Source organism: Antarctobacter sp. (assembly GCF_048262615.1).
Lineage (GTDB): Bacteria > Pseudomonadota > Alphaproteobacteria > Rhodobacterales > Rhodobacteraceae > Antarctobacter.
In genome coordinates this window covers 290,046-303,005 of sequence record NZ_JBLXFB010000003.1, presented here as the reverse complement: position 1 = coordinate 303,005, position 12,960 = coordinate 290,046, and the positions used below count along the sequence as shown (strand labels likewise).

Genomic DNA, 12,960 nt, shown 5'->3' with positions numbered 1-12,960 from the left:
GACGCCAAAGGCCGCGCGGTGTGACCCACCGTCGGCCAAGGCAAATCGCGTCTGCCGGACAGTGCCGAACACGCCCCGGCGCCGACAGTTTCATCGGCCCCACCCCGCCGGACCGGACCGATTCCGGCCTGGCCAGGCGCGCCCGGCCAACACCACGGCGGCCCAGGCGACCGCACCGCACGAGACCGCGAACCGACGCCCCGGACGTCAGTCGAATTTGCCGTTGTTGCGCTCTTGAATCCGGCGGGCGTGGTAGCGCTGAAAGTCCTCGCCGGTCTCATCCAGCATGTCGTAACGCTTTTCGGCAACCCATGTGAACATGTCCAGCGAAGTGCCCTTGGCAAAGGCCCCCGGCATCACCGCCACCGCCGCATCCAGCGCGCTTTGGCCCTCTGGCACCTCTTCGGGCAGAAAGACGATGTTGGGGGTAAAGAGCACCCGCCATTTGCGCGCCATTTCCTTTTCGGTCAGCACCTCGCCGTCGAAATCCGTCACCTCGATATCGCCGTGCAGGTTGAGCTGAACCACGAAATAGTTTGAATCGATGAACTCGGACACCTCGGGGTCGGTGAACACCTCTTCGTGCATCTTCTTGCAGTAGATGCAGCCGCGTTGCTCAAAAAACAGTACCAGGCGCTTGTCCTCGGCGTTTGCCTCTGCGAGATCCTCGCGCAGATCCTTGAAGGTGTCGCGCATCCACGGGCTTTTATAAAGACCGTCATCGCCCATGTGCTGCGCCGCCACAGGCAGCGCCATGACCACGGCCAATGCCGCACCGATCCAGTGTTTCATCCCGGTTTCCTCCTATTTGGCACGGCGCAGGGCCCCGCGGCCCCGCGACCGCACATTCAGCGTGTCAGCTCAGCGACGTCCAGGACGGAAAGGTCTCGATCATCCACTGGGCGATCAGGTTGACAGTATCGGTCGCAATGAGAATCGCAAAGACGATCAGCATCACTCCCATGAGTTTTTCGACGTAATGCACCTTGTCGCGATGGCGCGCGGTCCAGCGCAGGAACGGCCCCGAAAACAGCGCCGCCACAACGAAAGGCGCGGTCATGCCGATGCCGTAGACCAGCAACAGCAACCCGCCGCGCGAAATGTCGCCCATGCCGCTGGCGATCATCAGGATCGAGGCCAGCGCCGGACCGACGCAGGGCGTCCAGCCAAAACCAAAGGCGAGGCCCATGACATAGGCACCAAAGACGGTTGTCGGCTCTGCGCTGCTTTCGATCTTGGCCTCGCGGTACAGCAGGCCGATGCGCAGGACGCCAAGAAAGTGCAGGCCAAAGACCCCGAGGATCACCACCGCCACCCATTTCAGGGTGTCCAGATAGTCGGCAAAGGCCTGTCCGACCGCCGTTGCGCCCATGCCCAGCAGGACAAAGATCGTCGTGACCCCGGCGGCGAAGAACAGCGACGAGAGGATCAGGCGTCTTTGAGCGCCCGGCGTGATCCCGGCATCGTCGCGCAGTTCGGACATCGAAATGCCCGCCATGTAACACAGGTAGAACGGCACCATCGGCAGGATGCAGGGGGTGAAAAAGCTCAACAGTCCGGCAAGTGCTGCACCCGCGAATGAAATATCGAGCACCGGCCCCGCCTTTCCTTGATCAATTCACATATTCAGATTAAGTTGTTTGTCAGGCCCGCGTCAATTGGTGCAAAATGAAATCCGTGAAATACCTCTCTGCGCTCCTGTTGAGCCTCGTTCTGACGGCCACCTCGGCATGGGCGAGCGACTACAGGTTGATCATGGTCGAACAGCCAGGCTGCGCCTATTGCGCCGCGTGGAATGACCAGATCGCCCCGGCCTATCCGCATACCGACGAAGGCAGGTTTGCACCGCTGGAACGGGCGGACCTGCGCATGGGACCGCCCGAAGGAGTGACCTACGCGCGGCGGGTGAATTTCACTCCGACCTTCATCCTTGTGAAAGGCGGCGACGAAATCGCCCGTATGGAAGGCTACGTTGGCGAGGACTTTTTCTGGCCGCTTTACACACGGCTCCTCGTAGAAAATACCGCTTTCGCCCTGAGCAGCAACGACTGAGGAAGAACAGGAAATATGGCACTTCCGGTACTGCATGATGACCTGACGGACGACGAGCTGGACGCCATTGTCGAAAAGGCGACCGCCGCGTCGTCATTTCTAAAGGCAATCAGTCACGAGGGTCGGCTGATGATCCTGTGCCATCTGGTCACCGGTGAGAAATCGGTCACCGAACTCGAAGATCTGCTGGCCGCGCGTCAGGCCGCCGTCAGTCAGCAACTGTCGCGGCTGCGGCTCGAAGGGCTTGTTGTGCCGCGCCGCGATGGCAAGGCGATTTACTACCGGCTTGCGGACGAACGGCCGCGCAAGATGCTGGAATGTGTCTACGATCTGTTCTGCCGCGACGACGACTGAGCCGTCCGTAATACCGCAAGGACCGTGGCGGCGCGGCCTTTGTCACGGACATGGGGCGCGGGCACGAGGAACGCACCGCCGGGTCAGGAGGAGGCCCACACATGATTTCGTTTCTGTCCGAACACCATCTCGTGGCGCTGATCGGGCTTGCGACGGGCGTCCCTTTGGGGCTGGCGGCGCGGCTGGGCCGCTTCTGCACCCTTGGCGCGATCGAGGACGCGCTTTACGGCGGATCGACCGTGCGGTTGCGGATGTGGGGCATGGCGATCGGGCTGGCGGTGATCGGCAGTTTCGCCCTTATGGGGTCCGGCCTGCTGGTGGACTCACAGACCTATTATCTGTCGACCCGCTGGATGCCTCTGGCCTCGATCCTGGGGGGGCTGGTGTTTGGCTACGGCATGGCCCTGTCGGGCAATTGCGGCTACGGGGCCATCGCGCGGCTGGGCGGCGGCGACCTGCGCAGCTTCGTGATTGTGCTGGTGATGGGCGTGTCCACCTTTGTCGTGCTGTCCGGGCCGCTGGCGCCGCTGCGGACGCTGATCTTTCCCCAGTCCGACGTCACCACAGACGTCGCGCCGGGGATCGCGCACCAGTTGGCGGCGCTCAGCGGGATGTCGGTGACCGTGATCGGACTGACCATCGGCGCGCTGATCCTTGCGGGCTCCGCCGCGTCCAAGGCCGTCTGGGAAAAGCCCGCGCAGGTGGTCTGGGCCGCCGTTGTCGGGCTGGCGGTGGTCGGCGCGTGGGCGGGCACCTCATGGGTGGCGCGCGAAGGGTTCGAGGCATTGCCGGTGGTGTCGCACAGCTTTGCCGCGCCTCTGGGGGACACGATCCTGTGGTGGATGACCGGCTCTGCCCGACCGCTGAGTTTCGCGGTGGGATCGGTGGCCGGCGTCTGGGGCGGGGCCTTTATCGGGTCGCTGATCAAGGGGCACTTTCGCTGGGAGGCCTGCGAAGACCCGCGCGAACTGCGCCGTCAGATCATCGGCGCGGCCCTCATGGGCGGCGGCGCGGTTGTGGCGCTGGGCTGTTCCATCGGTCAGGGATTGTCGGCGTTCTCTGTGCTGGCGATCTCTGCCCCGGTGACGTTCGCCGCGATCTTTGCCGGGGCGGCATTGGGGCTGCGTCAGTTGATCGTGGGATTCCAGCCAGCAGAGTGACGGTCAGGCGCGGATGCGCCTCAGCCCCATTCCTGCAACCGCGCGACGTAGCGGGCCAGCGTGTCGATCTCTAGGTTGATCCTGTCGCCCACGGCGACCTCACCCCATGTGGTCACGGCCTTGGTGTGGGGAATGAAATTGATGCCGAAATCGCGCCCCGCGACCTCATTCACGGTCAGCGAGGTGCCGTTCAGCGCCACCGACCCCTTGGGGGCGATGAACCGCGCCAAAGCCTCTGGCGCGCGGAATGTAACGCGGGTGCTGTCGCCTTCGTCCGCCATGGCCATCACCTCGGCCACGCCGTCCACATGGCCGGACACGATGTGCCCGCCCAACTCATCCCCAACCCGCAGAGCGCGTTCAAGATTAAGGCGTTTGCCCTCTGTCCAGTCGCCGACGTTGGTCTTGGACACCGTTTCGGCCGAGATATCCACGTCGAACCAATCCGCGCCCAGCCCCACAACCGTCAGGCAGACCCCGTTGCAGGCAATCGACGCGCCCATGTCGATCCCGGCGGTGTCGTATGAGGTGGCGATCCGCGCCCGCAGGTCGCCGCGATGGTCCAATGCGCGGACGGTGCCGAGGTCGGAGACGATGCCGGTGAACATGGATGTGACCTTTCCCGAGCCGCGGAGCCTTAATTTCGCCGAACTCACGCGGTAAAGCTTTGTTCAGACACCGGACATAAAGCGGCACCATGACCAAGGCAACCGGCGACACACGGGTCTTTCTGTTCTTGCAGGGACCGCACGGCCCTTTCTTTCACCGGCTTGGCGCAATGCTGCGCAAAACCGGGGCAGAGGTCTGGCGCGTGGGCTTTAACGCCGGGGACCGCGCCTTCTGGTTCCATCCCCGCAGCTATCTGCCCTATCGCGGCACGCCTGAGGACTGGTCCGACTGGTTCACCAACCTGATCGAGGACCGCCACGTCACCGACATTGTCCTGTACGGCGATGTCCGCCCCATTCACGCGCAGGCCGTGGCACAGGCCAAGGCGCGCGGGTTGACGGTCCATGTCTTCGAAGAAGGCTATATGCGGCCCTATTGGGTCACCTATGAGCGCGGCGGCAGCAACGGGCATTCCCGGTTGATGCGGATGAGCGTGGAGGACATGCGCCACGCGCTGGAACTGTCCGATATGGAGGCCCCCCTGCCCCCGGCCCATTGGGGCGACATGCGCCAGCACATCTTTTACGGCGCGCTCTACCACTGGTTCGTGATGTTCCGGAACGGCGACTACCGGAACTTTCAGCCGCATCGGTCGCTCAGCGTCTTTCAGGAATTCCTGCTGTACTTGCGGCGGCTGTTCCTGATGCCCGCCAGCTGGCTTGACCGGGTGATCGCCACGGCGCGCATCCGCATGGGCGGCTTTCCCTATCATCTGGCGCTGATGCAGTTGGAGCATGACTCCAGCTTTCAGAAACATTCCCCCTTCGACACCATGCCCGATTTTGTCGATCTGGTGATCGCGGGCTTTGCCGAAGGCGCGCCGGGCCATCATCATCTGGTGTTCAAGGCGCATCCGCTGGAGGACGGGCGCGCCCGCGTGCGCCGTGCGGTGACCGCCTCGGCCCGCAAACACGGGGTCTACGACCGCGTGCATTACGTGCGCGGCGGCAAGCTGGCGCAGCTGCTGAACGACGCGCGCAGCGCGGTCACGGTCAATTCCACCGCCGCTCAGCAAGTGCTGTGGCGGGGCATCCCGCTCAAGGTCTTTGGCGACGCGGTCTATGCCAAGCCTGAATTCGTCTCGACCCAACCCTTGTCAGAATTTTTCGACATGCCGACCCGCCCCGACAGCCGCGCCTACAAGGATTACCGGCGCTACCTGCTGGAAACCTCGCAGCTTCCGGGTGGGTTTTATTCCGCGCGCGGACGGCGGCAATTGTTGCGTCAGGTTGTCGATATGATGCTGTCGCCCGACGATCCCTATGATGCGCTCAGCCATGGCACCGCGGCCCCACGGCAACAGTTGCGTCTGGTGGACTAGGCCTTGCTGCACCCCGGACTGGCAATTTTGGCAGGAGTCCGGTACGTTACAGAAAAAACCTGAGGCAGAATAATAAGGTCGAGGAGACCGAGCAGTGAAACAACCCATTTCCCGGTGGGCGCGTGGAATCGCGTTCCTGGTCGCGGTGTCGCTTGTGGCATCCTGCGGCCTTCCCCGCGTTGGTCCCAACAAACGTGAAATCTTTGCCGGATCGGTACAACGTGAAGGCGATGCCTTTATCGTCTCCGTCAACGACCGGGTGACACGCGCCACCGCCGTGGTGCCCTCTCTTGGCTTTTCCGATACCTTCAAGAACGCCAGCCTGCTAGGCTCGGACACCATCCGCCCCGGCGATACGCTGGGCCTGACGATCTGGGAAAACGTTGACGACGGTCTGCTGGCCGCCGAAACCGCCAATGCCACGATCCTCGAAGAGGTGCAGGTGGATGGCGCGGGCTTTGTCTTTGTGCCTTACGCGGGCCGTATCCGCGCGGCGGGCAACACGCCGGAACGCATCCGCCAGATCATCACTGAACGCCTCGAAGACCAGACACCCGACCCGCAGGTCGAGGTGCGGCGGCTGGCCGGTGACGGATCAACCGTGAGCCTTGTCGGCGCGGTGGGCAGTCAGGGCGTCTTTGCGATCGAGCGCCCCACCCGCACCCTATCGGCCATGCTGGCACGGGCCGGTGGCATCACGATCCAGCCGGAAATCGCGCAGGTGACGGTCCTGCGCGGCGACCACAAAGGCAAGATCTGGTTCCAGGACCTTTTTGAGAACCCCAGGTTCGACATCGCCCTGCGCGGCGGCGACCGGGTTCTGGTCGAGGAAGACACCCGCTCCTTTACCGCTTTGGGCGCGACCGGCACTCAGGCCCGCGTGCCGTTCGAAACACAGGTGATCTCGGCGGTGGAGGCGATTGCACAGGTCGGCGGTCTGCTGTCCGCCTCGGCAGACCCGACCGGCGTCTTTGTGCTGCGCAACGAACCGGCAGAGGTTGCCAATCAGGTTCTGGGCCGTGACGATCTGATCGGCGCGCAGCGGATGGTCTATGTGCTGGACCTGACAGAGCCGAACGGCATGTTCATGGCGCGCGATTTCATCATCCGCGATCAGGACACCCTGTATGTGACCGAAGCGCCGTTTGCCCAGTGGAACAAGGTCATCGCGGCCCTGACCGGCACGTTGGGCGCGGTGAGCACGCTCACCACAGCCGCAGACACGCTGTCGGGCGGCTGACCTCCCTTGCAGGGGAGCGACACAGGAACGGGACACGCCGGGGGCACTCACCCCCGGCGTCTTTTTGTCTACAACGGCGGTTTCCTGCGCCAGCGCAGGCTGCGCCGGATCCTGTCGCTGGCGGGGTATCCCGTGTCCCTTGGAAGGCCCGGCCCTGCGGACCTGATCGGTGTCTGGGGCCAGTCCCCCTACGCCCACCGGGGCGAGGCGATGGCCGCCAGAACCGGCGCGGGGCTGGTGCGGGTCGAGGATGCCTTTCTGCGTTCATTGCATCCGGGGCGCGCCGGTGAGCCGCCCATTGGCCTGCTGATCGACCACACCGGCGTGCATTTCGACGGGCGCGCACCCTCTGACCTTGAGACCCTGCTGAACACGCATCCGCTGGATGACACCGCGCTGCTGGACCGCGCGCGCGGCATCGCGGCGCGGATGCGGGAGGGCCATCTGAGCAAGTATTCCGCCACCCGGCTGGACGTGGCGGTGCCCGAACCGGGCTATGTTCTGGTGATCGACCAGACCCGCGGCGACGCCTCTGTGCGCGCCAGCGGCGCGGATCGGGCCCGGTTTCTGGAGATGCTGTTTGTCGCGCGTGAGGAAAACCCCGGCGCGCGCATCGTTGTGAAGACACATCCGGAAACCGAGGCAGGCTATCGCGCGGGCCATTACACCGAGACCGACACCGGCGAGACGGTATCGCTTTATGACGGGCCGGCCTCGCCCTGGACCCTGCTGGATGGTGCGACGGCGGTCTATACCGTGTCCTCGCAGATGGGGTTCGAGGCAATCCTTGCGGGCCACCGCCCGCGCGTCTTTGGCCTGCCGTTCTATGCAGGCTGGGGGTTGACCGAGGATGAGGATGTGATCCCGCGCCGCACGCGCAAGCTGACACGGGCGCAACTGTGCACCGGTGCGTTGATCCTTTACCCGCGCTGGTACGATCCGCATGGCGACCGGCTATGCCAAATCGAGGATGTGCTGGGCGCGCTGGAGGCCCGGTCGCGGGCTTGGCGCGAGGATCGCACCGGATGGGTCGCCTCGGGCATGCGTCTGTGGAAAAGAGCGCCGTTGCAAAAATTCTTCGGTCAGGAAAGGCGCCTGCGGTTCGAAGATGATGTGGACAAGGCTGGGGACATCGCCAAGGCACAGGGCCGCCGCCGGATGTGCTGGGCTAACAAGGCGCAGGGAGAGACGGTGCGGGTCGAGGACGGTTTCCTCAGATCGCGCGGTTTGGGGGCGGAACTGGTGCCGCCACTGTCTTTGGTGCTGGATTCCGAGGGGATTTACTATGATCCCACCCGTCCTTCGGCGCTGGAAGGCTGGATTCAGCGGCGCGCCTTAGAGATGCGACCAGACCAGACACAACGTACCCACAGCCTGATCCGGGATCTGGTGGCCGAAAGCTTATCCAAATACAACCTGCCCGGCTCATTGCCCGACCTGCCCCCCGGCCACCGTATCCTTGTGCCCGGACAGGTGGAGGATGACGCCTCGATCCTCACGGGCAGCCCGACCCTGCGCCGCAACGCCGATCTTCTGGCCCGCGTGCGCGCCGAAAACCCCGACTCCGTCCTCCTGTGGAAGCCGCATCCGGACGTCGAAGCCGGATTGCGGGCCGGTGACGTCGACCAACCGGACCGCTGGGCCGATGCGGTTCTGGGCACCTGCGATATCGGCGCGCTTTTGCAGGAGGTCGATGAGGTCTGGACCATGACATCGCTCACCGGGTTCGAGGCGCTGTTGCGCGGGTGCCGCGTGGTGACATTGGGCGCGCCGTTTTACGCGGGCTGGGGTCTGACCCGCGATCTGGGCCCCGTCCCCGCCCGGAGGTTGCACGGCCCGCGCCCGACTCTCGACGCGTTGGTCCATGCCACACTGATCGACTATCCGCGCTATTTCGACCCGCTGACAAACTCACCCTGTTCCGTAGAGTCCGTCGTCAGCCGTCTGAAAACCGGTGACATTCCCTCCCCCGGCCCGGTCAATCGGGGACTGGCGAAACTACAGGGCCTGATGGCCAGCCGCGCCCACCTGTGGCGAGATTAAGGCTTTGAGACAGTTGATTGATCCATCGGCCTGATAAAAAAGTTACTTTCAGACTTATCCACAGCAAGTTAACCCATGGTAACAACTTGAGAAGGGGCGTTAACCATCTGTTAACGAACTGGATTACCCGTCCTTGCTCCGCCGCCAGACATGGTGGATGTCCTTGCCCGCAGGCGATACATCCACAAGCTGAAACCGCGGTGCTTCGTCCAACCGGGCGACCCCAAGCGCACCGATCCCCGGATGGCCTTCGGCCCCCAAGGCCATGCCTGCGGAAAAGACATGCAGCTCATCCACAAGGTCGTGCATCAGCAAGGACCCGGCCAATTGCCCGCCGCCTTCGCAGAACACCCGTGTCAGGCCCTCGGCCCCAAGGCTGCGCAACAGGGCGCGCGGATCAACGCGCCCGCCGGTGATCTGGCAGGGGATCAGCCGCGCGCCCACCCCCTCCCAAGCCGAGCGCAGCTCACTGCGCGCCTCGGGACCGTGGCACAGCCACAGCGGGACGTCCCTTGCGCTTTGCGCCAGTTGGCTCATCAACGGCACGTCAATCAGACGCGAGACGACAACGCGCACCGGTTGGCGGCGGGGGCCGAAGCCACGCACCGTCAGTTGCGGATCGTCGGACCGCGCGGTCCCTGCCCCGACCATGACCGCGTCATGGCTGCCACGCAATGCGTGGACCGCACGGCGGGCAGAGGGGCCGGTGATCCATTTGCTTTCGCCGGTCGCGGTGGCAATGCGCCCGTCCAGCGTCAAGGCCAGCTTCAGCGTCACCCAAGGCCGCCCCTGCGCCACCCGCAGAAAGAACCCGGCGTGATCATGCAGAGCCTGTTCGACGCCGATGCCGGTTGTGACCTCGACCCCATGCGTGCGCAGATAGTCAAAGCCTTGCCCGTCCACCCGTGGATCGTTGTCTGCGATGGGCGCGACAACGCGCGCAATGCCGGCAGCCACCAGCGCCGCGCAGCAGGGCGGCGTCTGGCCGTGGTGCGCGCAGGGTTCAAGGGTCACATAGGCGGTGGCACCGCGCGCCGCCTCACCGGCCATGTCCAGCGCGACGGTTTCCGCATGTGGACGTCCGCCGGGCTGGGTCCAGCCGCGCCCGACCACACGTCCGTCGCGGACAATCACACAGCCGACCGCCGGGTTCGGCCAGCATTGCCCCATGCCGCGCCGACCCAGCCCAAGGGCGTGGGCCATGTGGCGTCGATCGTCCGGTGTCACTTTTCCGTCTGACCTTCGGGCCGCAATTCACTGACAAACTTGTCAAAATCGTCCGCCGCCTGAAAGTTCTTGTAGACGCTGGCAAACCGCACATAGGCCACCGTGTCGATCCGCGACAGGGTTTCCATGACAATCTCACCGATCATCTTGGACGGGATGTCCGTCTCTCCCATGCTTTCCAGCCGCCGCACGATGCCAGAGATCATCTGGTCAATGCGTTCCGGATCAAGCGGGCGTTTTTGCAGCGCCATGCGAATGGAGCGTTCCAGCTTGTCCCGATCGAAATCCTCACGCCGTCCGCTGGTCTTGATGACGACAAGGTCACGCAACTGCACGCGTTCGTAGGTGGTGAACCTGCCGCCACAGGCCGGACAGAACCGGCGTCGCCGGATCGATACATGGTCCTCTGCCGGGCGAGAGTCCTTTACCTGAGTGTCGATATTTCCGCAAAACGGGCAGCGCATAGGCCCATCCCCTCGTTTTTCTTGATGATCCTGCCTCTGGTCATGGGGTTGGCCCCCATTTATCCACAGTCACTATAGGGGAGCCGCCAGAATTTGGGTAGAGGGGAATTGCCGCCGCTAGATAAGGCGCGCTCAGCCCGGAATATGCCAATGCCGCCCCCGCGCCGTGGTCACGTATTCGGGCCAGGGCAGATCGACGGGCGGCGGATAATCGGCCAGCGGCGGGATCGGGTTTTCGGCGCGTCGGCGGGTAAATTCCTCCGTCGCCGCCTGCCGCGCCTCTGCATCGGTGAGCAGGCGCAGCGCGGTGCGCGCCAACACCCGACCGGCGGTCACCACCGTGGGGTCGATCAGCGCAGGCATCCCGCCCAGCGCGTTCATTGCCCAGGGCGGATACGGCCCGCCGCGCAGCGCCGGGCGGGCGATGTAGATCCGCGCCGTGGGCGCATGCCAGCACATGTCGGTGTAATCGTCCGAGGTGCTGTTGCGCTGGCCCGGCGGCAGGTCACGGCGCAGGATCGCCTCGGCCTCTTGCGGGCTAATAAGGCGCGAGCATTCGGGGATCAGGGGGCTATCAGTGGGGTCTTGTGCGCAGGCCGCCTGCACCTGACGGGCAAGCTCCAGTGCCTCCGCTGTATAGACGGGCGCGCCCACCTGACGGAGCGCCTCCCACGCCAGCGTGGCAAGCGCGTGATTGGGCAGGCCCGGACGGGATTTGCTGACCCAGATCTTTTGCACCGTGCAGCCGGTCATCTGGGCCACATGCCCCGCGAGCTGGTCAAGCTGCGTGGTGATCTGTTCGGCCATGGCCAGATCGGGCACGCGGATCATGTATTGCAGATCGGCCTGCCGCGCGGGCAGATTGTCGGCGCTGGCCTGCCCGGTGGACAGGATCGCCTCTGACACCGACCAGCCGCCGCGATGCGGCAGCATGGACTCACGCAGGGAACGCCCCAACTGGTACATGGTGATCAGCGCATCGTTGGCCCCCGGCGCGCGGACGTCAGAGTGGCTTTGCGGGATCGGCGGCGCCCCCTCTCCGCCCTGCATCCAGTCCTGCGGGGCCTCGCACCGGAACCGGTAGACAAAGGCGTAGGCCGCGCCGCAGTGGGTGTCCCAGCGCACGGTATTGCACAACGGCAACATGTAGAACGGATGCCACGACAACATCGCCGCCAGCCCGTCGTAATAGCCGGCGGCGGCGTGGATCGGTTTTGACCCGCGCACCTTTTCCGCAGGCTCTCCGGTGATCTGAAGCCCGCCGGGGATGCCCTGCGCCTGCATCGCCGCCTTGGTCGCCAGCACACCGGCCAACGCGCCCATGCCCAGTGCGGAATGCGGATCGGTGTGCCCGGCTGCCAAATACCCCAGCCCGTCGCGCGGGGCCTCAAAAGGCAGCGCCGCCTGACAATTGGCCGGGACCGCATCGTATTCGGCATACATGCCGACCACCGGCCCCTCGCCTTGCGACCAGCGTGCGCAAAAAGCGGTGGGCATGCCACCGGACCCGGCCTCGACCTCGAACCCCTCGGCGCGCAGCCGGTCGACGTACCACGCGGCAGAGCGGTATTCCCGCCACGCGGGTTCGGCAAAGTCGAAAATCCGCGCGCACCAGTCCGAGAGATCCCCGGCATGGTCCGCGATCCAGGCGTCGGCGGCGTCAGTGGCGTTGGTCACAGGTTTCTTGGGTCCTTGGCATCGCGCAGATAGTCGGGGATGGTTTGCGGTTCACCCGACAGCAGAACCTTTTCGCGCTCTTCCATCCATTGATCGATTTCCTGCGGTGTGGGATCGGTCAGTTCAATCCACTTCAGACACCATTCCATTTCCTGACGCAACACGGCCGCTGGCAAATGGCTCAACTCGCGTTCCGGTTCATCCCAGCGCGGTCCCCCCAGATAAACGGCGGCATACATGATCTTGGCCTTTTTCGGCGGCGTGCCGTTCACCAGCAGCGCCTCAAAGAACATGCGGTGCACCTCGCGCCACGACCGGGTGCGGAAGGTGGCAAGCTCTTCGTTGCCGACACCGCAATAGGCATCGTGCAGGGCCGCCGCGATCAGGTATTCGCGGCTTTGCCGGTCGCCGATCAGCGGCGCAAAGATCACCGGGATCGTTGCCCCATCGGTCAGCGTGTTGGGCGGCGCGGTCCACCGGTCGCCGGTGGCGTCGATGAAATCGATCTTTGCATTGGTCGGCAGAAAGGCGTGGTGAAAATCCTTGATGAACACCGGTTCACCCGCCATCTGGAGGGGACCGCCGATAAAGCGGCAAAAGCGCTTGTTGTCTTCCACCCCAAGGCAGGTCGAGGCCACACCGCTCTGGCGGGCCAGATATTCGGGCACACCGATCACCGCCCCCGCCCCGCCAGCGGCGAGCAGGAGACCAACGGCGAAAAGCGCCCGACCTTTGGTCTTGCGTGGCATGCGA

The 12,960-nt window shown here is 64.5% G+C and carries 13 protein-coding genes; 6 read left to right on the top strand and 7 right to left on the bottom strand.

Annotated elements, in window-relative coordinates; translation table 11 throughout:
- Positions 1-207: 207 nt before the first annotated feature.
- Together ACN0S5_RS05225 and ACN0S5_RS05220 are read right to left on the bottom strand one after the other, a co-directional pair.
- Positions 208-792: a thioredoxin family protein gene (locus tag ACN0S5_RS05225; RefSeq protein ID WP_417206613.1), complete on the bottom strand. Its 585-nt coding sequence runs from the start codon at positions 790-792 to the stop codon at positions 208-210.
- A gap of 64 nt (positions 793-856) precedes the next feature.
- Positions 857-1,594, bottom strand: a complete 738-nt coding sequence (locus tag ACN0S5_RS05220; protein ID WP_417206611.1) for a cytochrome c biogenesis CcdA family protein — start codon at positions 1,592-1,594, stop codon at positions 857-859.
- Positions 1,595-1,668: 74 nt separating this feature from the next.
- Here ACN0S5_RS05220 and ACN0S5_RS05215 point away from each other — a divergent pair, with 74 nt between their 5' ends.
- From ACN0S5_RS05215 to ACN0S5_RS05205, 3 genes are all read left to right on the top strand, one after another.
- The gene (locus ACN0S5_RS05215) at positions 1,669-2,052 is read left to right on the top strand and encodes a thioredoxin family protein (RefSeq protein WP_417206609.1); all 384 of its coding nucleotides are present in this window, start codon (positions 1,669-1,671) and stop codon (positions 2,050-2,052) included.
- A gap of 15 nt (positions 2,053-2,067) precedes the next feature.
- On the top strand, positions 2,068-2,406 hold the full coding sequence (locus ACN0S5_RS05210; RefSeq protein WP_417206607.1) for an ArsR/SmtB family transcription factor: 339 nt from the start codon (positions 2,068-2,070) through the stop codon (positions 2,404-2,406).
- 101 nt (positions 2,407-2,507) lie between these two features.
- Positions 2,508-3,566 carry a YeeE/YedE family protein gene (locus ACN0S5_RS05205; protein ID WP_417206605.1) on the top strand — a complete coding sequence of 353 codons (1,059 nt, stop codon included), beginning with the start codon at positions 2,508-2,510 and terminating at the stop codon, positions 3,564-3,566.
- Positions 3,567-3,586: 20 nt separating this feature from the next.
- Here the strand turns inward: ACN0S5_RS05205 and ACN0S5_RS05200 are convergent, their stop codons facing one another.
- Positions 3,587-4,174, bottom strand: coding sequence for a riboflavin synthase (locus ACN0S5_RS05200; RefSeq protein WP_417206603.1), 588 nt, complete (start codon positions 4,172-4,174; stop codon positions 3,587-3,589).
- Between the two features lie 89 nt (positions 4,175-4,263).
- Here ACN0S5_RS05200 and ACN0S5_RS05195 point away from each other — a divergent pair, with 89 nt between their 5' ends.
- The 3 genes from ACN0S5_RS05195 (at position 4,264) to ACN0S5_RS05185 (ending at position 8,839) form a co-directional block, all read left to right on the top strand.
- On the top strand, positions 4,264-5,556 hold the full coding sequence (locus tag ACN0S5_RS05195; protein WP_417206601.1) for a capsule biosynthesis protein: 1,293 nt from the start codon (positions 4,264-4,266) through the stop codon (positions 5,554-5,556).
- Between the two features lie 94 nt (positions 5,557-5,650).
- On the top strand, positions 5,651-6,796 hold the full coding sequence (locus ACN0S5_RS05190; protein WP_417206600.1) for a polysaccharide biosynthesis/export family protein: 1,146 nt from the start codon (positions 5,651-5,653) through the stop codon (positions 6,794-6,796).
- A 6-nt stretch (positions 6,797-6,802) separates the two neighbouring features.
- Positions 6,803-8,839, top strand: coding sequence for a capsular polysaccharide biosynthesis protein (locus ACN0S5_RS05185; RefSeq protein WP_417206598.1), 2,037 nt, complete (start codon positions 6,803-6,805; stop codon positions 8,837-8,839).
- Positions 8,840-8,962: 123 nt separating this feature from the next.
- Here the strand turns inward: ACN0S5_RS05185 and ribD are convergent, their stop codons facing one another.
- The 4 genes from ribD to ACN0S5_RS05165 all read right to left on the bottom strand — a co-directional run bounded on the left by ribD (position 8,963) and on the right by ACN0S5_RS05165 (position 12,956).
- Entirely contained in the window at positions 8,963-10,066 is a 1,104-nt protein-coding gene (ribD, locus tag ACN0S5_RS05180) for a bifunctional diaminohydroxyphosphoribosylaminopyrimidine deaminase/5-amino-6-(5-phosphoribosylamino)uracil reductase RibD (RefSeq protein WP_417206597.1), read from the bottom strand.
- Positions 10,063-10,530: a transcriptional regulator NrdR gene (gene nrdR / locus ACN0S5_RS05175; RefSeq protein WP_323770413.1), complete on the bottom strand. Its 468-nt coding sequence runs from the start codon at positions 10,528-10,530 to the stop codon at positions 10,063-10,065. Before nrdR ends, ribD begins: the two co-directional genes overlap by 4 nt.
- 132 nt (positions 10,531-10,662) lie before the next feature.
- On the bottom strand, positions 10,663-12,207 hold the full coding sequence (locus ACN0S5_RS05170; protein WP_417206594.1) for an amidohydrolase: 1,545 nt from the start codon (positions 12,205-12,207) through the stop codon (positions 10,663-10,665).
- Positions 12,204-12,956 (bottom strand): DUF1353 domain-containing protein, encoded by a 753-nt coding sequence (locus ACN0S5_RS05165; protein ID WP_417206592.1) that lies wholly within the window; start codon positions 12,954-12,956, stop codon positions 12,204-12,206. The genes ACN0S5_RS05170 and ACN0S5_RS05165 overlap by 4 nt, the downstream gene beginning before the upstream one ends.
- Positions 12,957-12,960: the final 4 nt, after the last annotated feature.

Bases quoted from the DNA above. Each gene is read 5' to 3' on its own strand.
- ACN0S5_RS05210 (WP_417206607.1), top strand. From the start codon at position 2,068: ATGGCACTTCCGGTACTGCATGATGACCTGACGGACGACGAGCTGGAC.
- ACN0S5_RS05205 (WP_417206605.1), top strand. From the start codon at position 2,508: ATGATTTCGTTTCTGTCCGAACACCATCTCGTGGCGCTGATCGGGCTT.
- nrdR (WP_323770413.1), bottom strand. From the start codon at position 10,530: ATGCGCTGCCCGTTTTGCGGAAATATCGACACTCAGGTAAAGGACTCT.
- ACN0S5_RS05225 (WP_417206613.1), bottom strand. From the start codon at position 792: ATGAAACACTGGATCGGTGCGGCATTGGCCGTGGTCATGGCGCTGCCT.
- ACN0S5_RS05200 (WP_417206603.1), bottom strand. From the start codon at position 4,174: ATGTTCACCGGCATCGTCTCCGACCTCGGCACCGTCCGCGCATTGGAC.
- ACN0S5_RS05195 (WP_417206601.1), top strand. From the start codon at position 4,264: ATGACCAAGGCAACCGGCGACACACGGGTCTTTCTGTTCTTGCAGGGA.
- ACN0S5_RS05215 (WP_417206609.1), top strand. From the start codon at position 1,669: ATGAAATCCGTGAAATACCTCTCTGCGCTCCTGTTGAGCCTCGTTCTG.
- ACN0S5_RS05165 (WP_417206592.1), bottom strand. From the start codon at position 12,956: ATGCCACGCAAGACCAAAGGTCGGGCGCTTTTCGCCGTTGGTCTCCTG.